Annotated in this window: 17 protein-coding genes; 7 read left to right on the top strand and 10 right to left on the bottom strand. The window is 57.9% G+C overall.

The window, feature by feature from the left end; translation table 11 throughout:
- Nucleotide 1 precedes the first annotated feature (1 nt).
- The 5 genes from ACR0MJ_RS00540 to ACR0MJ_RS00520 form a co-directional block, all read right to left on the bottom strand.
- Nucleotides 2-967 (bottom strand): HoxN/HupN/NixA family nickel/cobalt transporter, encoded by a 966-nt coding sequence (locus ACR0MJ_RS00540; protein ID WP_170636445.1) that lies wholly within the window; start codon nt 965-967, stop codon nt 2-4.
- Nucleotides 952-1,599 carry a DUF1007 family protein gene (locus tag ACR0MJ_RS00535; protein ID WP_170636446.1) on the bottom strand — a complete coding sequence of 216 codons (648 nt, stop codon included), beginning with the start codon at nt 1,597-1,599 and terminating at the stop codon, nt 952-954. Before ACR0MJ_RS00535 ends, ACR0MJ_RS00540 begins: the two co-directional genes overlap by 16 nt.
- A gap of 69 nt (nt 1,600-1,668) precedes the next feature.
- The gene (locus tag ACR0MJ_RS00530) at nt 1,669-2,469 is read right to left on the bottom strand and encodes a thioesterase family protein (protein ID WP_170424351.1); all 801 of its coding nucleotides are present in this window, start codon (nt 2,467-2,469) and stop codon (nt 1,669-1,671) included.
- Between the two features lie 15 nt (nt 2,470-2,484).
- A complete protein-coding gene (locus tag ACR0MJ_RS00525) occupies nt 2,485-3,720 on the bottom strand; it encodes an acyl-CoA dehydrogenase family protein (RefSeq protein WP_480758399.1) in 1,236 nt (411 codons plus the stop codon).
- A 222-nt stretch (nt 3,721-3,942) separates the two neighbouring features.
- Complete coding sequence (locus tag ACR0MJ_RS00520; protein ID WP_170404458.1) at nt 3,943-4,299, bottom strand: hypothetical protein; 357 nt, start codon at nt 4,297-4,299, stop codon at nt 3,943-3,945.
- A gap of 176 nt (nt 4,300-4,475) precedes the next feature.
- On the opposite strand from ACR0MJ_RS00520, the gene ACR0MJ_RS00515 reads away from it, so the two are divergent.
- The 3 genes from ACR0MJ_RS00515 to ACR0MJ_RS00505 all read left to right on the top strand — a co-directional run bounded on the left by ACR0MJ_RS00515 (nt 4,476) and on the right by ACR0MJ_RS00505 (nt 6,779).
- On the top strand, nt 4,476-5,309 hold the full coding sequence (locus ACR0MJ_RS00515) for a bifunctional allantoicase/(S)-ureidoglycine aminohydrolase (protein WP_170511358.1): 834 nt from the start codon (nt 4,476-4,478) through the stop codon (nt 5,307-5,309).
- Between the two features lie 102 nt (nt 5,310-5,411).
- The gene (locus tag ACR0MJ_RS00510) at nt 5,412-5,735 is read left to right on the top strand and encodes a hypothetical protein (RefSeq protein WP_170397457.1); all 324 of its coding nucleotides are present in this window, start codon (nt 5,412-5,414) and stop codon (nt 5,733-5,735) included.
- A gap of 54 nt (nt 5,736-5,789) precedes the next feature.
- The gene (locus ACR0MJ_RS00505) at nt 5,790-6,779 is read left to right on the top strand and encodes a type I glyceraldehyde-3-phosphate dehydrogenase (RefSeq protein ID WP_480758396.1); all 990 of its coding nucleotides are present in this window, start codon (nt 5,790-5,792) and stop codon (nt 6,777-6,779) included.
- A gap of 39 nt (nt 6,780-6,818) precedes the next feature.
- Here ACR0MJ_RS00505 and ACR0MJ_RS00500 read toward each other — a convergent pair whose 3' ends face one another.
- The 3 genes from ACR0MJ_RS00500 to puuE all read right to left on the bottom strand — a co-directional run bounded on the left by ACR0MJ_RS00500 (nt 6,819) and on the right by puuE (nt 10,214).
- On the bottom strand, nt 6,819-8,246 hold the full coding sequence (locus ACR0MJ_RS00500) for a nucleobase:cation symporter-2 family protein (RefSeq protein ID WP_170511354.1): 1,428 nt from the start codon (nt 8,244-8,246) through the stop codon (nt 6,819-6,821).
- A gap of 67 nt (nt 8,247-8,313) precedes the next feature.
- Nucleotides 8,314-8,799 (bottom strand): ureidoglycolate lyase, encoded by a 486-nt coding sequence (locus ACR0MJ_RS00495; protein WP_170663892.1) that lies wholly within the window; start codon nt 8,797-8,799, stop codon nt 8,314-8,316.
- A complete protein-coding gene (gene puuE / locus ACR0MJ_RS00490) occupies nt 8,796-10,214 on the bottom strand; it encodes an allantoinase PuuE (protein WP_480758393.1) in 1,419 nt (472 codons plus the stop codon). The genes ACR0MJ_RS00495 and puuE overlap by 4 nt, the downstream gene beginning before the upstream one ends.
- A 163-nt stretch (nt 10,215-10,377) precedes the next feature.
- On the opposite strand from puuE, the gene uraH reads away from it, so the two are divergent.
- Nucleotides 10,378-10,734 carry a hydroxyisourate hydrolase gene (gene uraH, locus ACR0MJ_RS00485; RefSeq protein ID WP_170404478.1) on the top strand — a complete coding sequence of 119 codons (357 nt, stop codon included), beginning with the start codon at nt 10,378-10,380 and terminating at the stop codon, nt 10,732-10,734.
- A gap of 2 nt (nt 10,735-10,736) precedes the next feature.
- Here the strand turns inward: uraH and ACR0MJ_RS00480 are convergent, their stop codons facing one another.
- Complete coding sequence (locus tag ACR0MJ_RS00480) at nt 10,737-11,651, bottom strand: LysR family transcriptional regulator (protein WP_170511345.1); 915 nt, start codon at nt 11,649-11,651, stop codon at nt 10,737-10,739.
- Between the two features lie 95 nt (nt 11,652-11,746).
- Between ACR0MJ_RS00480 and ACR0MJ_RS00475 the strand changes: the two genes are divergently transcribed.
- The 3 genes from ACR0MJ_RS00475 to ACR0MJ_RS00465 all read left to right on the top strand — a co-directional run bounded on the left by ACR0MJ_RS00475 (nt 11,747) and on the right by ACR0MJ_RS00465 (nt 19,011).
- Complete coding sequence (locus ACR0MJ_RS00475; protein WP_480758390.1) at nt 11,747-12,970, top strand: urate hydroxylase PuuD; 1,224 nt, start codon at nt 11,747-11,749, stop codon at nt 12,968-12,970.
- Between the two features lie 153 nt (nt 12,971-13,123).
- Entirely contained in the window at nt 13,124-14,929 is a 1,806-nt protein-coding gene (locus ACR0MJ_RS00470) for an autotransporter assembly complex protein TamA (protein WP_480758388.1), read from the top strand.
- Nucleotides 14,929-19,011 (top strand): translocation/assembly module TamB domain-containing protein, encoded by a 4,083-nt coding sequence (locus tag ACR0MJ_RS00465; RefSeq protein ID WP_480758385.1) that lies wholly within the window; start codon nt 14,929-14,931, stop codon nt 19,009-19,011. The genes ACR0MJ_RS00470 and ACR0MJ_RS00465 overlap by 1 nt, the downstream gene beginning before the upstream one ends.
- A gap of 50 nt (nt 19,012-19,061) precedes the next feature.
- Here the strand turns inward: ACR0MJ_RS00465 and fdhF are convergent, their stop codons facing one another.
- The gene (gene fdhF, locus ACR0MJ_RS00460; RefSeq protein ID WP_480758383.1) at nt 19,062-21,848 is read right to left on the bottom strand and encodes a formate dehydrogenase subunit alpha; all 2,787 of its coding nucleotides are present in this window, start codon (nt 21,846-21,848) and stop codon (nt 19,062-19,064) included.
- Between the last annotated feature and the right edge of the window lie 7 nt (nt 21,849-21,855).

Genomic DNA, 21,855 nt, shown 5'->3' with positions numbered 1-21,855 from the left:
TCTACAAGGCCCGCAGTAGCAACCCGCTTGCAATCACGGCGATGATAAGACCCGCCACCAGTTCGATGGTTGGGGCCAGTACTGATGCAAAGCGCGTAGCCGAGGCAGAGGCCAACAAACCGCCCCGCAACCCAAAAGACGTCCAACCGACCAAAGTAGTGACAGTTGCGGTGCCTAAAGCCATGGCGAATGCGCCCGCGATGCCGACCATTGCGATACCCATCTGCCATGTCAGGATCAGCACAAACAACGCGCCGGTACAGGGGCGCGCGGCTATGCCAGCGATCAGGATCAATGCCTCACGCAAGCTGCCGACCTGAGCGACCTCATCGGCCGTCGGGCCGTGGCGGTGGCCGCAGTCAGCGCAAACCTCGTGGTCGTGATGATGGTGGTCGTGATCATGCCCATGGTGATGGTGGTCGTGATCATGCCCATGGTGATGGTGGTCGTGGGTTTGAGAGGCCTGATTTCTGTGACGCCGGGCAAAACTGCGGATGGCGCGGAAAACCAGCCACAGGCCAATTGCGGCAATTGCGCCGTAGCTGATCGGTGCCATGACCTGTTCGGTCGTGCCGACAAGCGACTCGCGCGACATCTGGAACACCAATACCCCAGCATAAACCAGCACAACAGCCGTCACGGCCTGGCCTAGGCTTGACAGGACACTGATCGCAGAAAGTCGCCAGAATGCGACACGACGGCCCAGCCCGTATCCCCCGATCAGAACCTTGCCATGGCCCGGTCCGATGGCATGGAAAAACCCATATGCAAAACAGACCGTCAACAGTGTTGCCACAGCTTCGGGCTGCTCGGCGCGTGCTGCACGCAGGGCGCGGGCGATCTGGTTCTGGAACTCGCGCTGCTCTCCGGCGGCCCAGGCGGCCAGATGGTCAAAACCACCGCTGCCCCAGAACCAAAGTAGCACCCCGCAGGCGATGGCAACGGGAACGATCAGGTACTTGGACATGAAAGCCGAATCTCGGTTGCGAATTTCTCACCAACCAGAGGGATATCGTTTTCTTCAAGGTCATACTCGGCATCCAGCGTCAGCAAAAAAGCCTGCATCTGGGCCAGTTCGTTGTCGATATCCGGATCGTTGCGTTCGATATTACAAGTCGTGGGGCCTGAAACCAGAACCGGGCGGGTCACTTCGTATGCGGTATAAAAGCTCTCATCAAAGGCTTTGATCGACAGCGCATCCGCGGGAACGGGGTCTCCCTCGATTGCGCGCAGATGTGTGGTTACGATGCGCGCATCCTCGGTCGTGGCCTGCGGCTCAAGCGGGCCAGATAGCGGGATCACGGTTTCGCCCATGCGAATGACCAGATCGCCATTGTAACCTTCGACCCACTGCGCGTCGAAGCCGCTTAGAAACTGCTCTTCGGCCTCGGTCAGGACGCCGTCCGCATCCTGATCCAGTCGCATGTCTTCGAGAACCAGCAATGAATAGAACTCATCATAGGCCCAGGTCACACGCACATGGGTCAGGTTGCCTGCGTCATCGACCATGAACTCTAGCCCCGTGTCGATAAAAACATGGGGATGAGCCAGTGCCGGTATCGGCAGAAGGCAGGTCAAGGAGAAGGCAAGCCAGCGCATGTTGCAAAGATAGAATGCGCAGCGGGTATCGGCAATCCGACTAAACACTAGGCTGCAGAATCCCGCCATTTACTCCGGCGGGAACAAGACCAATGTCTGCAAAGCCGTCCCAACTGGCCCCTGCGTATCAAATAGAACTGACTGCGACATACCGATCCCCGAGGGTTGCCAGTGCGAGATCGAGTCAGAGGCCAGCCAGTCCGAGACAGGCTCGCGGTGGACTTGCACAGTCAGGTCGGTATTCATGAAACCCATCTCAGATGTGGGCGCGTTCCACGATATGCCATTGCCGCAATCTGCAAGCGGGCAGAGCGCTTGGATCGGCGATGGGTCCTCTCCTTCCAGCAAGGCAGGTGTGCGCATCCAGACGGTTTTCGGACCCGCCCCTTGCTTGCCATCAGCGGGATAGCCGATCTGGGAGTGATGGGCAAAACCGGGCAACTGATGGCGCATCTCACCGATCGGAAACGGGCCATCGACCATATCTTCGACCCTGGGCGCGGGCAGTTCGACATTAGGCACGGCCCCAAGGTCTTTGCGCACCATATGCATGGTTGTGGCGGTGGCGCAAAGCGTGTCGTCCAGATCATGTACGGTGACCCGTGTGGTCGCCAGCGTCTTGGTATGGCGTGTCGTCTCTGCCGCGACTCGCAAACCAGCCAGAGGCAATGGACGCAGCAGATCGACGGTCAACCGGGTCAACATCTTCTCAGGGCCGACTTCGGTTTCTGCCGCCCGCACGATCAATCCGCTGACTGGCCCAGCATGGCAATGATCGGCTGACCAAGGCCCGCGCGCGGGGTCATTTCCGACAAACACACCCTGCGCATTTTGGTGGAAATACGCCTGCCCCAACACATCCGATGTCATTGTGGTTCTGTCGCCTCAGACTTTTTCCTGCGTGTATTTCTTCAACTCGGCGCGAGCGACCTGACGGCGATGCACGGCGTCAGGACCATCCGCCAGGCGCAGGGTGCGCACATGGGTCCATGCATTTGCCAAGGGCGTATCCTGACTGATCCCCTGTGCGCCGAACATTTGCACGGCCTCATCGATCACCTTCAGCGCGACCTTGGGGGCAACGACCTTGATCTGGCTGATCCATGGGGCCGCCGCCCTTGCATCGCCCTGATCCATGTACCAGGCGGCCTTGAGGCACAGCAAACGGGCCATTTCGATCTCCATCCGACATTCGGCGATGATGTCGTAGTTTGCCCCCAGCTGCGCCAGTTTCTTCCCAAACGCCTGGCGCTGTAGTGAACGCTTGCACATCTGCTCCAGCGCAGACTCGGCCTGACCAATCGCGCGCATGCAATGGTGAATACGGCCCGGCCCCAAGCGACCTTGCGCAATCTCGAACCCGCGCCCTTCACCCAGTAGAATGTTTTCGGCTGGGACCCGAACTTCTGTGAAACGGATGTGCATGTGTCCATGGGGCGCATCGTCGTGGCCATAGACCTCCATCGGGCGCAGCACTTCGATCCCGGGCGCGTCTGCTGGAACTACGATCATCGACTGGCGCTGGTGCTTTGGCAGATCGTCCCCGCCGGTTTTGACCATCACGATATAGACCTTGCAACGCGGATCGCCCGCCCCAGACGACCACCATTTCTCGCCGTTCAGAACATATTCGGCCCCGTCCCTCACGCAGGACATCGAAATGTTGGTGGCATCTGATGAGGCCACATCGGGTTCGGTCATCAGATAAGCCGAGCGAATCTGCCCGTCGAGCAAAGGCTTCAACCACTGCTCTTTCATCGCGCCTGACCCGTAGCGTTCAAACACCTCCATATTCCCTGTATCGGGCGCGGAGCAGTTGAAAACTTCGGCCCCCAAGGGCGTCTTGCCCATCTCCTCGGCGAAATAGGCGTATTCAACTGTACTGAGGCCAAAACCTTTGTCGCTGTCTGTCAGCCAGAAGTTCCAAAGCCCCGCCGCCTTGGCCTCGGCTTTCAGCCCCTCGAGAATCTCGGCCTGTCGCTCGGTATATTTCCAACGATCGCCTTTATTGATTTCTGCCTGATACTCATCTTCAAGCGGCATGACCTCGTCGTGAATCATATCCCTCACCCGCTGTAACAGGGCGCGGTTTTCCTCACGCAATCCGAAAGTCATGGTCATGTCTATTCCTTCCCTGTGGCGCAATGCGGGTCTTTGGCTTTGGTCCGAGGATGGCTTAGTGGCCATGAGCGTGTCCAGCTAAGTGACGGAACGTCATTCACGCAAATTGAGCCCGGTCCAGCATCAATGCGATGCCCAGCAGGGGGCCTGCGGTAAAATTAGCTGGAGCAAATCACAAGGTTGCAGCTGTGCTAGTTCGGGTGCTGGCCAGTGCAACGGCCTTTAAGGTGTCAGGATCCAGTTCCCATCAGCGGTCTTGCAGCGGCGCGTTCTGATATCGCGGGCCTGTGCAGCACCTTCAGGCTGCACAAAGTGCTGAAGTATCACACAATTGCCCTGAACGCTTTGCACGCGGATTGTCCCCTTCGAGCCGGTGTCCTGATTGAGCCAAGCCCTCTCCTGCCCCACGGATGGAGTGCCCGTCGACAGCAACGCGTTTGAGGTGTCGTTCAACACCTCAAAGTCAGCGGGGCTCAATCCCATTTCCGCGATGATTCGGGAAAGTGGTTTAGCCTGTGCTATTCCACCCACCCCCAGAAAAAGTGCAGCAACCAGCGCTGTGTAAACAAAGGCTTTCATCAAAGGGCCTCGCCGATTTGAATGACTTTCACGTCCATAGATATACCTCTATGCGTGTGCGGCCAAGCCCCACTTGGCCACCTTCAAATTATCCCGAACAAACCTTTCGCAAGGCAGGCGCTAGGTCCGCCCGTGAGATCGCCTCATATTGTCCCCAGACGAAGCAGAGGCATTTGATGACACATCCTAACTATTATGCACCGACAGGCGGACATCCGGGGCAAGAGCAACTGTTGACCGACCGTGCCATGTTCACCGATGCCTATGCGGTAATCCCCAAAGGCACGATGCGCGACATCGTCACCAGCTTTCTGCCTTTCTGGGAGAATACACGTCTTTGGGTCTTATCCCGGCCTCTGAGTGGTTTTGCCGAGACATTCTCGCAATACATAATGGAGGTGCAGCCCGGCGGTGGCAGCGATACGCCCGAAACCGACCCAAATGCGCAAGGGGTGATCTTCGTGGTCGAGGGCAGCGTCACGCTGACCCTGAACGAAGCGGATCATGTTCTTGAGATCGGTGGATATGCCTATATCCCCCCGGGCAGCGACTGGACGCTGCACAACCATGGCGATTCAGTTGCCCGGTTCCATTGGGTGCGCAAGGCTTATGATGCAGTGCCCGGCCTGCCCGCCCCTGACCCGATCATCACCAATGAACGCGACGTGGTACCCAACGAAATGCCCGGCACCGAAGGCCGCTGGTCTACCACCCGCTTCACCGATCCGCAGGACCTGCGTCACGACATGCATGTCAACATCGTCAATTTCGAACCCGGTGGCGTGATTCCCTTTGCCGAAACCCATGTGATGGAACACGGCCTTTATGTGCTTGAAGGCAAGGCTGTTTACCGGCTCAATCAGGATTGGGTCGAGGTCGAGGCCGGTGACTACATGTGGCTGCGCGCTTTCTGCCCACAGGCCTGTTACGCAGGCGGACCGGGACGGTTTCGCTATCTGTTGTACAAGGATGTGAATAGGCACATGCCGTTGTCTGTACCGTCTAGGTAGCTGACGATCGGGGCTTTACCGGGTCAAGTTCTGGTAAAGGGGTTCACAGAATCGCTGGAATCTGATGAAATCAAATGAGTTTTCAGCACTGGAGATTGTTCGATGTTACTGCGCGGTACGATGATTGCACTGGTTGCCACCCTTGGCCTTTCGGCGTTCAACGCCGCCCCGGTCGCAGCCAAGGAAGAAACCAAATCCGTTTTCGTCATGAGCCGCACATGGGCGGTGACGCAGGTCTCGGACGCGCCTGTGGTTTATCGGGCGACGCGGGATAATAACAATCTGAACCCCTTTGGCCCGCCGCCACGTCTTCGCACCATCCAGGCAATGGCCGCGATACAGAAGGCGACCGGCTGCAAGGCGATCTATTCCAGCATGTACCAGAACATTTCGGGCCAGTTCTTTTCGCAGGTCAGCTGCAACTGAAATTGGTACAATACTTTGATTGAGATCGCCTGATCTGCCTGCCATAGCTTGCGCATGAAACTCGCGATCAACGGATTCGGTCGTATCGGCCGCACCATTCTGCGTCAGGTCTTAAGCCTGCCGCAGCATTCGGATGTAGAACTGGTGCTGATCAACGATATCGCACCGCTGGAAACATGCGCATACCTGTTCAAATATGACAGCACGTTTGGCCCCTATCAGGGTTCGGTCACGACCGAAGGTGAAGCACTGAATATCGATGGCCGCGTTATTCTGATGTCTCACAGCGCCGATTTGGCACAGGTCGATCTGTCCGGCGTCGATGTCATGCTCGATTGCACCGGCATCGCGCGAACATCCGACGTGGCCAGCCGGGGCTTGACTGCTGGGGCGGATAAAGTGTTGATTTCCGGCCCTTCACCCGCTGCCGAAGTCACACTGGTACTGGGGGCAAACGAAGATCAATTGGGCAGCGCACGGATCGTTTCAAATGCATCCTGCACCACCAATGGTCTGGCACCGCTCGTCAAGCTGATTGATGAAATCGGCAGGCTTGTGTCCGGGCACATGACCACCATCCACTGCTATACAAACAGCCAGCCGATGGTCGATGCGCCACGCGGGGATTTGGCCCGATCGCGCGCCGGGGCATTGTCGATGGTGCCCACGACCTCGAGCGCGACGCATTTGATTGATATCGTCTTGCCAGACCTGGCCGGTCGTATGTCGGGGGCCGCGGTGCGTGTTCCGACGGCCAGCGTATCTGCCGTTGATCTTGTCGCCACGCTAGAACGTGGCATGAGCGCAGATCAATTCGAACAAGCGTTTCGCGACGCGGTCGCAGCTTCTGACGTGCTGGGCTGGACTGATTTGCCCTTGGTGTCATCTGATTTGCGGTCCCGCCCTGAGTCACTGGTAGTGGCGGGGCCCGAGACGCGCATGATTGGAGAGAGGCAGATCAGGGTCTTTGGCTGGTACGACAATGAATGGGGGTTTTCAGCCCGCATGCTGGATGTCGCGCGCCTGATGGCAAACGCTGGGTAATCCGCAGCGCTGAAGCACGCTGCGGATTACTTCAAGACTTCAATCGTGAGGTAGGCTACCCGCCCCGTGACCGGCCATACCCCCTGAAACCTCTTCAGTCGATTCTTCGGCCAATTCTTCTGGCAGGACCAAATTCAGTACAATGGCGATCAGCGCTGCGGGCAGCAGGCCGCTGGTCATCAGGATACGAAGTGTATCAGGTAGGTGCTGAACCGCGCCGGGTTCCAGCTGCAACCCAAGACCGATCGACAGCGAAATCGCAAAGATCACCATGTTGCGACGGTTCCAATCCACGTCTGACAGCATCGAGATACCTGCCGCGACCACCATGCCGAACATGACGATCACACCACCGCCCAGCACTTCGATAGGCACGGTGCGGATAATTGCCCCGACTTTTGGCACAAGGCCACACAGGATCAGGAAGATAGCTCCACAGGTCACGACATGGCGGCTCATGACGCCCGTCATCGCAATCAAACCGACATTCTGGCTGAAGGACGTATTGGGAAACCCGCCAAACATACCGGCAATCGCTGTTCCGAAACCATCTGCATAAGTCGCGCCCGCGATTTCCTTGTCGGTTGCTTCGCGACCTGCACCACCTTTGGTGATTCCCGATACGTCACCGACGGTCTCGATGGCCGAGACGAAAGACATGAGACAAAAGCCGATCACGGCGGCCAGAGAGAACTCAAACCCATATTTGAATGGTACGGGCAGAGCAAAAGCTGAGGCGCGTGACCAACTTGTGCCAATGGCCTCGAACGTCACCATCCCGACCATCAGAGCATAGACGTAACCAACCGCCAATCCGACCAGTACGGCAGACACCGACAGCATGCCGCGCGCAAAGAACTTGAGGCCAAGCGTCACAACAACCACAACCAGTGCAGCCGACCAGTTGAGCAGCGATCCATACTCAGGAGTTCCAATCGCAGGCACACCACCAGCGGCGTATTGTATGCCGACCTTGACCAGCGCCAAACCGATCATTGTTACGACAAGTCCGGTGACCAGCGGCGGAAGCGCAAACCGTATCTTGCCTATGAAGAGGCCAAGAAAGGCATGAAACAAGCCGCCAACCAGGACACCGCAAAACAGCGCCCCTAAGGCATCCACGCCTTTTCCGGCGACCAGAGGGATCATGATGGGCAAAAACGCAAAGCTCGTTCCCTGTACAATCGGCAGAGCCGCTCCGACCGGGCCAATCGTGATAGTCTGCAGCAGTGTCGCCAGCCCTGCAAACAGCATCGACATCTGGATCAGGTACAGCAGTTCGGGAAAATCCGGGGAGTTCGACCCAAATCCAAACCCGGCAGCACCCGCCACGATGATGGCCGGTGTCACGTTCGAGACGAACATCGCCAATACGTGCTGAATGCCCAGCGGTATCGCCTTATGCAAGGCGGGTGTGAAGTTCGGGTCCCGAAGCTGTTCAGGCGTCCCTATCGAAGTTTCAGCCATGATCTCATTGTCCTCCCTAAGATCCAATGGGGTTCTTACCGCTTCTCCGGCGGCTTCGGTTCTGGTTTCAGCGGTTGACCACCTCGTACGGTGTGCTGAACCAGTATTCCTCCAAGTTCGGGCCTTCCCCGATCCGATCAACGACTGCGAACAGACCGGGTCCATGCAAGGGTGTCAGAACTCCGTGCCATGTTCCCCGGTGATAGTTCACCGCCTGTCCTGGCTGTGTAATGAACGCGCGAGGACGACCCGGTTGCCCCTCCTCATCCGGGGCGACGATCACGAGAAAGGGCTGGTGAGTCATCGGAATGAACGCCTGGCTGCCGTCGGGATGACGCTCAACCATCTCTAGCTGATAGGGCAGTTCGCGTGGGTTTGCATTGAACAGGCTGATGCCCGCTTGGGCATCACCGAAATCCAGCCTTGCCCGATCATGATACCGCCCGCACTGGCCCTGGTTGATGATCTTGTCGGCCTCACCTGACACATCAATCAGATCACCAAACGGTGCGAAAGCTTCGGCCGAGATCGGTTCAGCGACAATCCGTGTCATGAGGGCAGCACATCGCGAAGACGGAACTCGGCAATCCGCTCGACCTGTCGGCAGGCCTCGGCGAACTCGGTTTCGCGATCCTGTTCGATGCGCCGTTCGAATGCGTTTAGGATCGAAGCCTTGTTGTGGTCCCGTACGGCAACGATGAACGGAAAGCCGAATTTTTCCGTATAGCGCTGGTTCAGTTCGGTGAAGGTGGCGCGTTCCTCATCCGTCAGCGCATCAAGCCCTGCCGAGGCTTGCTCGGACGTGCTTTCCTGTGTCAGCCGCTTAGCCTGCGCCAGTTTTCCCGCGAGATCAGGGTGGGCCGTCAAAACGCCCAACCGTTCCTCGGTTGAGGCGGACCGGAACATGCGGGTCAAAGCATTGTGTAATCCGCCTGCCGTGTCATGCGCCGCGCCCAATTCCAGATCATAGGCGCGCTCGGCGATCCAAGCGGAATGCTCGAAGATACCTCCATACGCAGAGACGAATTCTTCGCGGCCCATTTGCGAGGGTTGTGGACGCTCAGCCGCCGGGTGCTTTTCGGCCCAATGCTCGGCAATCTGCAATCGCGTCGCGAACCACACGTCCGAGAACCCGCGCGCGTAATCCAGAAATCGTTTCAGTGCCATAACACGACCCGGTCTCCCGATCAGGCGACAGTGCAAGCCGATCGACAGCATCTTGGGAGCGCCAGCTTCACCTTCCGCATAAAGCACGTCGAAACTGTCTTTCAGATATGAATAGAACTGATCCCCGGCGTTGAACCCCTGTGGCGTCGCAAAGCGCATGTCGTTGCAATCCAGCGTGTAGGGAACAATCAACTGATCCCGACCACCGGTTTGCATCCAGTAGGGTAGATCGTCTGCATAGGTATCGGCAACATAAGCAAAGCCACCTTCCTCGGCGACCAGACGCACGGTGTTGTCCGAACAGCGCCCAGTGTACCAGCCGCGCGGGCGATCCCCTACAACTTCGGCATGCAGACGGATCGCTTCGGCGATCTGGGCCCGTTCTTCCGCCTCGGGCATATCCTTGTGCTCGACCCATTTCAGGCCATGGCTGGCAATCTCCCACCCTGCCGATTTCATCGCCGCAACCTGATCTGGCGAACGCGCTAACGCGGTAGCCACACCATAAACGGTGATCGGTAGGTCTTTCATCAAGCGATGCAGGCGCCAGAACCCCGACCGCGAGCCATATTCATAGATCGATTCCATGTTCCAATGACGCTGGCCCGGCCACTGCGCCGCCCCAACGATCTCGGACAAGAACGCCTCGGACGCAGCGTCCCCGTGCAGAACACAGTTCTCGCCGCCTTCTTCGTAGTTCAACACAATCTGCACAGCCAGTTTCGCCCCGCCGGGCCATGCGGCGTCAGGTGGGTTGGCTCCGTATCCGATCATATCGCGGGGGTAACGAGGCGGCTGCATAGGGTCTTCCAGTCCGATTAGGTGTTTTGACAGCTTTACCGCAGAAACGGTCTATTGATTATCAAATCAATCCGAACACTGTTTCCACTTCTTTCGGCATTTCAACCATTTTGCGGTTTGGCCCAGACTGTGGCACACCAAAAGAAACGCATAGGAGAGACCCTTGGCTGGCTATCTGACAACCCACGTTCTCGACACGGCGCGCGGCTGCCCCGCTGAGGGGTTGAAAATCGCGCTCTACAAAGTGTCAGGGAACTCGCACCGTAAACTGGTCGAGATGGAAACCAACGCGGATGGCCGAACCAATAGCCCGATCTTACCGCAGGACGACTTTAAAACCGGCACTTATGAGCTGATATTCTTCGCCGGAGATTACCTGCGCGCGACGGGTCAGGATGGCGATGATCCTCTGTTTCTGGATCAGGTGCCGATCCGCTTTGGCATGTCCGATGCGGACGCGCACTACCACGTTCCGCTGCTGTTGTCCCCCTACGGCTACTCGACCTACCGGGGCAGCTAGCCCTAGACTTCGGCGCTTCGAACCACTTTGCCGATCCGGTCAATCATGAAATCCATAAACAGCCGCGCTTTCGGGTCCTGATGGCGGCGATGCGTATACAGGCAGGCCATTTGCACGGGAACCGGAGGCGTCTTCATCGCCACCGGGATCAGCCTCCCCGCCTTCAAATGCTCTGACACCTCAAAAACGGGTTTCATGGCAATACCTTGCCCAGACAGCGCCCAATCGGTCAAAACATCACCATCGTCACATTCATACCTGCCCGAGACAGCAAATCGTTTCGGGCCATCGGGAGTTTCCAGCATCCACTGAAACTCTGCCGCGCCAGGGAAGCGCAGGTTCAAGCATTCATGCTTGCCTGAAATCAGATCGGATCCAGCTTCGGGCATCCCACATCGGCTCACGTAATCAGGGGCCGCGCATAGCACACGCTGGCAATCCGCAATCTTGCGAATGCGCAATGTGCTGTCTTCGGGCTGACCGATGAAAAAAGCCAGATCCAAGCCTTCGGTGGTCAGATCAACCGAGCGGTCTGTCAGTCTTAGACGCACATCAATCTCAGGGTATTCTGACAGAAAATCAGGCACATGAGGCGCCAATAACCGGCGCCCGACACCCAAGGGCGCAGCAACAAACAGAGACCCGCGGGGGGCTTCGGTCAGATGCGTGACCTGGGCCTCTGCCTCATCAACTGCATCCAGAACTGCAACCGCGCCGGGGTAGAACGCCCGTCCCTGTTCCGTTGGTGTCAGGTTCCGGGTTGTGCGCTGAAACAGGCGTACTCCCAGATGATCCTCCAACTGCGAAATTCGCGCCGACGTCACCGCAGGCGAAATTCTCATATCCCGCCCGGCGGCTGACATGCTGCCCAAGTCATAGACCCGGACAAAGGTTCGAATGTTGTCGAGATAGGACATCTTATCGTTTTTTTTGATACAGTTTGACAATATACGGGAATACCGAAGAAAAGCCCGTTTGCCTAGTGTGGCGCAACGCAATCGGAGACATAAGCATGTACGACTTCGCCGTGTTCTGGGATTGGATTGGTTTTGGCGTGCGCTGGTTGCACGTTATCACCGCGATTGCCTGGATCGGATCATCCTTCTACTTCATCGCGCTGGATCTTGGTTTGAACCGCGATATCCCCGGACCGGCGGACGGCGAGGAATGGCAAGTCCATGGCGGAGGATTCTATCACATCCAGAAATATCTCGTCGCTCCGGAGCGTATGCCCGACCACCTGACCTGGTTTAAATGGGAAAGCTACGCCACATGGCTCAGCGGTGCCGCGCTACTGATGATCGTCTACTGGGTAGGCGGAGAGCTCTATCTGATCGATGCCCAAAAGGCGGATCTGGCGCTATGGCAAGGCATATTGATCTCGGCTGCCTCGTTGACTGTCGGTTGGCAGGTCTACGATTTTCTCTGCAAGTCGGGATTGGGCGAGCGTCCGACATTGCTGATGATTCTTCTGTTCGTGCTGCTGGTGATTATGGGCTGGGGTTATAACCAGATATTCACCGGTCGCGCGATGATGCTGCATCTGGGGGCCTTCACGGCCACAATCATGACCGCAAATGTGTTTTTCATCATCATGCCAAACCAGCGCATTGTGGTGGACGATCTAAAGAACGGGCGCACACCTGATCCGAAATACGGCAAGATCGCCAAGCTGCGTTCGACCCACAACAACTATCTGACATTGCCGGTCGTGTTTCTGATGTTGTCGAACCACTATCCGCTGGCTTTTGCGACCGAGTACAATTGGATCATCGCCGCGCTGGTCTTCCTGATGGGTGTCACGATCCGGCACTATTTCAACACCCGCCATGCGCGCGCTGGAAACCCAACCTGGACCTGGTTGGTAACGGCTTTGCTGTTCATGACCATCATGTGGTTGTCGACTGCTTCGATGAACGACCCGTTGGAAGAGGCCGAAGCACGGCAACTAACTCCCTACGAACAGAAATTCGCATCAGCGGATGGCTTTGAAGAAGCACAGGACATAGTTCTGGGTCGCTGTTCTATGTGCCACGCGCGCGAGCCTGTCTGGGAAGGCATCCTGTGGGCACCCAAAGGTGTCCTGCTGGAAACAAAAGCTGACATTGCTCAGAACGCGCAGCAGATTTATCTGCAATCCGGCGTCACACATGCCATGCCTCCCGCGAACGTGACCTATATGGAACCTGAAGACCGGGATGCGATTGTTCGCTGGTTCCGAAATGCCGGTCTGTAGCGGATTGGCACACGAGTTTGCCAATAAAAACACCTGAACTTTGTTTAGTTCTTCCCCTAAGCGCCGTCAGATGCTCTAAATGAATTCAACACGCCGCATTCGTTTTGTTTCGCGGCCATAGCGATTTCGACTTGGGGCAGTTGGAGCCAGACAATGACAGGGAGCAGACCGCGCAGCGATCTGAGAGGCTGGCTTTTTGGTGCGTTTGTGGCCTTGTCCCCCAATCTTGCTACCGCGCTAGAAACGACCCTATCCGCCCCTGGTGCATCTGAAGATCTGGTCGACCGCTTGGAAGAGACTTCATCCATCTTCACCTCGGAATCGCGTGGTCTTGATACGTCACTGGAAATACTGTCGGCAGCTTTGTCCGACTACCGCACCATCGTTCAAATCATGTACGACGAAGGCTATTTCAGCCCCGTCGTCAGCATCAAGCTTGACGGGCAGGAAGCCGCCAAAATCAATTCGCTGAACGTTCCAGCCCAATTCAAACGGGCGACTATCCTTGTCACACCAGGGCGGAAGTTCAAGTTCGGAACGGCTGTCGTGCAACCGCTGGCACTGGGCACGGAACTGCCCGAAGAGTTCGCCACGGGTAAGACCGCGACCACCGGAGCGATCCAACAGGCGGCTTCGGCCGGGGTGCAGGGCTGGCGCGATACAGGCCATGCCAAGGCGGAAGTGGAAGATCAGAAAGTAATAGCGCGCCATGCGCAGGCACGGCTGGACGCGACAATTGATCTGGCTCCGGGGCCAAGGCTGCGGTTCGGTAAAATGATCATTCAGGGCGATACAAATGTCCGCCATCGATCGATCGAGAAAATCGCGGGCTTCCCCTCGGGTGAGGTTTATTCGCCTGAACAGGTCCAAAAGGTTGGCACCCGCCTGCGGCGCACCGGCACATTCGCTACGGTTTCGCTCAAGGAACATGAAGAACCCAACCCGGATGGCACGCTTGATTTCGACGCGACGTTTGAAGACCTGCCACCGCGCCGCCTGACCTTTGGGGCCGAGATTGCTTCGCGCGACGGGGTTGATCTTACCGCTACGTGGACCCATCGAAACGTTTTCCGGCGAGCCGAAAGGCTGCGGTTCGAGGCGGCAATCCGCAATATCGGCGGGGCCGAGGATATCGATGGACGCATTGGTCTGCGGCTGGATCAACCTGATCGTCTGGGCCCTGACGACAATACATTCTGGAGCGCGCTGTTGGAGCGGCGCAATACCGAAAACTACAACGTCACCGTCGCCTCGCTTGCCTATGGTGCACGCCGCACATTCTCTGACCGCCTTTACGCCGAAGCCTCGGCAGGTTTCCAATGGTCGGACGCGGATGACGCCTATGGCGATGGTCGCAAGTTTCGATACTTCATTCTTCCGTTCCGGTCAGAGTGGGATGAACGCGACAGCAAAGTCAGTGCTACGCGCGGTTATTATCTAGACTCGCAAGTCATGCCCTTTGTCGGGTTCTCCGGGTCGGATACCGGCCTGAGAATGTTCTTTGACGGTCGCGCCTATAACGATCTGGGCACCGCCGGTCGGCTGGTGTTGGCAGGCCGGGTGCAGTTGGGATCGGTCCTCGGACCTCCGGCAGATGGTGTGACTCCAGATTTCCTGTTCTTCTCGGGTGGTGCCGGTACAGTACGGGGTCAGCCATTTGAAAGCCTAGGTATCCCCGTCGGGGATGGTGTCGCCGGTGGCAAATCTTTTCTGGGGCTCTCAGCCGAGGTCCGAGGCAAAGTCACTGACGCAATCTCGTTGGTTGGGTTTTATGACTACGGTGTGGTCGACACGTCCTCATTCATCGGCAGCGGCGCGGAAGAGCATTCTGGCGCGGGCCTTGGAATCCGTTATGATCTGGGCGGCTTCGGGCCCTTGCGCTTTGACCTTGCGGTGCCGGTTCAGGGCGATACGGGTGACGGGCTGCAATTCTACCTCGGGATCGGGCAGGCCTTTTGATGCGTCGCGTTGTATATCCCCTGTTGCTAAGTTCAGCAGCGATCACCGTTCCCATCGCGGCGACCGCTCAGGACGAGGGCGGCAGCATGATCGAGCAGTTTCTGCAAGATACCCTGTCCGGTGATGATCAGAATGTGCGGGTGATCGGCCTTGAAGGTGCCTTAAGTTCGCGTGCGACGATTCAGGAAATCACAGTCGCCGATGACGACGGCGTCTGGCTCACCATTAAAAACGCTGAATTGGACTGGAACCGATTGGCACTGCTGCGCGGTCGGTTCTCGGTCAACACACTATCGGCGCAGGAAATAGATATCGCCCGCGCACCCGGTACAACAACTAAGGACGCACCGCCCCCTTCAGCCGAAACCCAACCCTTCCAACTACCTGAGCTTCCGGTTTCGATCGAAATCGGAGAGCTGCGTGTCGATGACCTGTATTTAGGTGAGCCGCTGATCGGCGTCGCTGCCGAGCTTGCCGTGAACGGCAACCTATCGCTGGCTGATGGAACACTGGATACTACGCTGGATATCGACCGACTGGACCGCGCCGGGGACACGATTGATCTGAAAGCAGGCTTTCAGAACGACAGCCGCCAGATCGATCTGGACTTGACCGTAGCCGAAGCCTCAGGCGGGCTGATCGCGACGGCCCTATCCATCCCCGATGCCCCGCCGCTTGAGCTGACTGCAAAAGGCTCGGGGCCGATAACGGATTTTAATGCTGATATCGGTCTAAGCAGCGATCAGCAGCTTCGCGTGTCCGGTCAGGTACGACTGCGCACGGCCGAAGAGAGTGGCAACGCCTCCGATGGAATCGCGTTTACTGCCGATGTCGGAGGCGACCTGACGCCGTTTCTGGCCGAAGAGATGGACACGTTCTTCGGTACCGACACACGGCTGTTTGTAGATGGGCGCACCCATTCTGACGGGGCGCTGGATATATCGGATATCGAGATTACCTCGGAAGCGCTGGACCTCAAAAGCGAACTCAGCCTTGCTTCGGGTGGTGTTCTGAAACTGGTCGCCCTGCAAGGGCGTATCACACCGCCGGAAGGTGACAAGGTCGTTCTGCCCGTCAGCGGCGGCGATACGTCAATCGGCGCGGCTCAGATTTCGGCCTTGTACAATACCGAGAATGGCAATCTCTGGGACCTGAGCCTGACGACCAACAAGATTGAAACCCCCAACCTGAACCTCGATCACGCACGGATCAGCGGGCAAGGCACGCTAGATCAATCCAGCGGGCTGTCGGTCGATGGCGATCTGCAGGCTGTGCTCGATGGCATTGATCTGACAGATGTCGCACTGAATGCCGCCGTCGGAAATCAGATCACACTGGATGGACAGTTCGAGTACGGCAGCGACCAGACATTGCAATTGTCCGGGGTCGAACTGGTCGGCAGCGACTATACTCTAGACGCTGATGCGTTGATCAGCGGGCTTGCGACCGGGTTGCAGGTTGATGGCACGGCACTGCTGCAGGCGACCGACCTGTCGCGGTTCTCGGACCTGGCACAGCTTCAGCTTGGTGGCGAGGCTTCGGTCCAGGTGGCTGGAAAGGGCTCGCCACTGGAACGCAGCTTTGACGGCAAGGTCACGGTGAATGGGCGTGATCTGGTGACCGGGCGTGACGATATTGATCCAATGATCACGGGTGAAACCGAAATCGTTCTGGATGCCAAACGCGACACCGATGGGGTAACAATTCGCGATTTCACCGTGAATGGCGACGCTCTGACAGCGCAGGCCAGCGGCACGGTCACGACGCCAAATGGCAATCTGACAATTGACGGTCAGGCCAGCGTGAACGCCCCCGATCTGGCGGTGTTCTCAGGCATCGCACAGCGTGATCTGGCGGGCGCATTACAGGCCCGGCTGGATGGCAAAGGCACCGTACAGACGTTGGAATTCGACGGCCAAGCCAGCGTGATCGGAACAAATATCGAAACCGGGATGAGCGAGTTCGACCCGCTGTTGAAAGGCCGGACATCAATCAATCTGGACGGTGCGCGTTCGGGCAACCAAATCGTTATTCGAAACGCAACGGTCAAAAGTGCTGCTCTTACTGCCGAGGTGGGCGCAACCATCGATGACCCCACCGGAAACATCACGGTGGATGGAAGCGCCAAGCTGAACGCCCCCGACCTGTCTTTGTTCTCCGGCCTCGCCGGGCTTGATCTGGCCGGGTCGATTGATGCCGACGTCACCGGTCGGGCCGCGCAAAGCAGCAAGGCCTTTGATATCAAAGGCAACCTGAGCGCAGACGACCTTGCCACGGGTATCCAAGCCGTAGATGCGTTGGTACAGGGACGAACCACGCTGAACGTGGATGCCGCCAACGATGATCAGGGGCTGAACATCCGCACTTTCAGTCTGAACGGAACCGCGCTGACCGCAGATGCCTCGGGCCGATTGGATCGGGAGGCCGGTGGCCTCGATTTCTCGGCCATGCTGGACGACATCGGCCGTCTATCTTCGACATTGTCCGGGCCGCTCACGCTGGATGGCAACGTCGCCCCTACAGGGTCCGGTTTGGAAGGCAATGCGCGCCTGCAGGGACCAGATAGCTCGTACGCCAATTTAACCGGAACTGTAGAAACCGGTGGCACCGCGGATCTAAACTTTGACGCCCGCCTGAATCGGGTCGAACGTTTTGTGCCCGATTTCCCCGGAACCGTCGCCGCCAGTGGTACCGCCCGCCGCGACGCCGGGATGTGGACCATCGACGCAAAGGCTAATGGCCCCGCCGATATCAATACGACAGTTGCCGGGACCTTTAACGAAACCAGCGGCGAAGCGGACCTGAAGATGCAGGGCGGTGTCAATATCGGTATCGCCAATGCATTTATCTCTCCCAACAATCTGGCCGGTACTGCCCGGTTCGACCTGGCCCTGAAAGGGGCACCTGCGCTGGATGCGCTTAGCGGAACGATTTCAACATCCGGCGCGTCGATGGCCTTGCCCGATGTGGGACAGACAATCACTGGCATCGGGGGTTCCGTAAACATCGCGCAAAGCCGCGCCACGATTGCACTGCAGGGTGGGTTACGAGCGGGCGGAGGGTTTACCGTCAACGGCCCGATTGATCTGACGCCACCCTTCAACGCCCAGATAACCACAGCGCTCAACAATCTCGTGCTGACAGACAAGCTGCTCTATGAGACCACATTGAACGGTCAGATCGCCCTGACCGGGGCATTGGCCGGGAACAGTTCGCTGGCCGGGCAGATCAACTTTGGCGAAACCAACATCAATCTTGCAGCCGCCGCAGGAGCAGTCGGCGCAGCACCAATTCCGACGATCCAACACCTGAACGAAAGCCGTGCCGGTTTCGTAACGCGGGAACGCGCCAATCTGGTGGAAACCGAGGAGGAGACTAAAAGCAACTCGCGCATGTCGCTCGACATCGGATTGCTTGCACCCAAGGCAGTCTTTGTCCGAGGACGCGGCGTGAACGCGGAACTGGGCGGTCGCATACAGATTGGTGGAACTACAACTTCTGTTGTGCCGTCAGGCCAGATTGAGCTTATCCGCGGTAATATCGATATCCTTGGTCGCCGCCTTGCGCTGACTAAGGGTGTGGTCACTCTGCAGGGTGACCTGACGCCATATATCGAGTTTGAATCGTCCTCCAGCACCTCGGACGGCACCGCAACGATCGAGATCGCCGGGCCGCTGGACTCACCCGAGGTCGACGTTTTCTCAGATCCTGAACGCCCGACCGAGGAAGCACTTGCAATGCTCTTGTTCGGCAACCGGTTCTCAGAACTGTCACCGTTTGTCATTGCGCAGATGGCGGCCTCATTGGCCCAACTCAGCGGCGCCGGCGGGGATACTACCAAAGGGGTGCGCGAGGCCACGGGCCTGGACACTATCGACCTTGGCGCGACTGAGGGCGGTGGGGGCAGCCTTGGTGCGGGCGCATATCTAAGCGACAATCTCTACACCGATTTCACCGTCAATACCGAAGGTGACACCGAGGTGAACTTGAACCTCGACGTCACCGACAGCTTCACGGTGCGCGGCACGGTGGATGGCCGGGGTGAGACGGGCTTGGGTATCTTTTTCGAACGCGACTACTGAAAAAAAAGGCGACCCCAAAGGGCCGCCTTTTTTTTTCAGTTGATTGAAGACTATTCCGCCGCGACGGCGTCTGCGATCTTTTCAACGCGAATTGCCGAGAACTTGAACTCGGGGATCTTGCCATAAGGATCGATGGCCGAGTTGGTCAGGATATTCGCCGCCGCCTCGACATAAGCGAACGGGATGAACACCATATCTTCGGCAATCGCCCGGTCGGCCCGCACCATGATTTCAATCGAACCGCGGCGAGTAGTCAGACGAATCATATCGCCCGGCTCAATCCCCATCAGTTTCAATGTACGCGGGTTCATCGAGCAGTTCGCTTCAGGTTCCACGGCATCCAGAACGTTGGACCGGCGCGTCATCGACCCGGTATGCCAATGCTCCAGCTGGCGGCCTGTAGTGGCGATCATCGGGTATTCATCATCCGGGGCCTCATCCGGTGGGATGACACTGGCTGGCGTGAACCGGGCGCGACCATCCGCACGTGGGAAACCATCGCCGAACACAATCGCCTGACCTGGGTCTGTCTCGGACAGTGACGGGTAAGTGATCGTCTCCGTCTCAAGCCGTTCCCACGTGATGTTGTCGAGCGAATTCATCGTCAGCTTCATCTCAGCAAAGACCTGAGAAACATCGGAATAATCCCAGTTCAAACCGATCCGCTGCGCCAGCTCAACGGTGATCTTCCAATCCTCGCGCGCCTCACCCGGAGGGGTCACGGCGGGCCGGACCCGCTGTACCTGACGGTTGGTGTTCGACACGGTTCCGTTCTTCTCATAGAGCGCTGAGGCGGGCAGAATGATGTCGGCATAGTTCGCCGTTTCGGTCAGGAAGATATCCTGCACGATCATCAGTTCCAGCTTGGCCAGTGCGTCGCGCGCGTGATTCACATCGGGGTCGGACATGGCGGGGTTTTCCCCCTGGATGTACATACCCTTGATGTTGCCCACATAAGCCTGATCGATGATCTCGGTGACGGTCAGCCCCTTCTCGTTCGAGAAGTCGCGGTCGTCATTCCAGACGTTGGTGAACTTGGCCCGAATGCCGTCGTCGGTAACGGACTGATAGTCCGGCAGGAACATCGGGATCAGGCCCGCGTCTGAGGCACCTTGCACGTTGTTCTGCCCGCGCAGAGGGTGAAGACCCGCACCGGGTTTACCAACATTGCCGGTCATCAGAGCCAACGAGATCAAGCAGCGCGAGTTGTCGGTGCCATGGATGTGCTGGCTGACACCCATACCCCAGAAAATCAGACCGGCCTTGGCTTGCGCAAAGGTACGCGCCACTCGGCGCAGTTGATCCGGTTCGATGCCGCAGATCGGCGACATAGCCTCAGGCGTGAACTGGCGCAGGTGTTCTTTCTCGGCTTCCCAGTTCTCGGTCCAGCGGTGGATGTACTGGCTGTCATAGAGCTCTTCTTCGACGATCACGTTCATGATCGCGTTCAGCATCGAAACATCCGCACCGGGACGGAATTGAAGCATCTCATCAGCAAACTTGCGCATCCCGACGCCGCGCGGGTCCATAACTATCAGCTTGCCACCACGTTTGGTGAACTGCTTGAAGTAGGTCGCAGCGACAGGGTGGTTTTCAATCGGGTTGGCCCCGATGATGATCGCCACATCCGTGTTTTCGATCTCGTTGAAGGTCGCGGTCACAGCGCCCGAGCCCACATTCTCAATCAGGGCCGCAACAGATGACGCGTGGCACAGACGGGTGCAGTGGTCGACGTTATTGTGGCGGAAGCCCTGACGAATGAACTTCTGGAACAGATAGGCTTCTTCGTTGGTGCATTTCGCCGAACCAAAGCCCGCGACGCTGCGTGGGTCCTCGTCACGCAAAGCCATCAGCTTGGTGGCGGCCAGATCCATCGCCTCTTCCCAGGTCGCTTCGCGGAAGTGAGTCGACAGATCGCTGGGATCAACATTCAGGCCCTTCGCAGGCGCATCCTCGCGACGGATCAGCGGCTTGGTCAGGCGATGCGGATGGTGAATGTAGTCAAAGCCAAAGCGGCCTTTGACGCACAGACGACCTTCGTTTGCGGGGCCGTTGATGCCCTCGACATACTTCACCTTACCGTCTTTGACCTTGAGCGAAACCTTACAGCCCACGCCGCAGAACGGGCAGACGCTTTCCGTTTCCGAGTCGTAGTCCTTGCTGTCGCCTCGCTGCTGGTCATCCAGTACGGTTGCTGGCATCAAAGCACCGGTCGGGCAGGCCTGCACGCATTCACCACAAGCCACACAGGTCGAAGCACCCATCGGGTCGTTCTGGTCGAACACCACCTGCGCTGTGTGGCCACGACCGGCCATACCAATCACGTCGTTGACCTGCACGTCGCGGCAGGCCCGGACGCAGAGGTTGCAGTTGATGCAGGCGTCCAGATTGACGCGCATCGCAACGTGGCTGTCATCCAACAGCGGGATTTTCTCGGCCTCTTTCGCCGGGAAACGGCTGTCGCTGACATGGTTCAGCTTGGCCATATCCCAGAAGTGGCTGGAGGTGTCGTGCGCTTCCTCAGGCTGATCCGCGACCAACAGCTCCATGACCATCGCGCGCGATTTCTCGGCCCGGTCGCTGTCGGTCTTAACCACCATGCCGTCGGCTGCCGGACGGATGCACGAGGCGACCAGCGTGCGCTCGCCTTCTACCTCGACCATGCAGGCACGGCAATTGCCATCGGGTTTGTAACCGGGTTGCGGCTTGTGACACAGGTGAGGGATAGTGAACCCCTGCCCCTTTGCGGCTTCCCAGATGGTCCAGCCCTCGGGCACGGTGACATCTTCGCCATTCAGGTTGAAGGTGACGGTCTTGTTTGGGCTTGCATCAAGCATGGCTGTC

The organism is Ruegeria sp. C6, from assembly GCF_056537625.1.
This window is presented reverse-complemented; position numbering and strand designations above follow the sequence as displayed.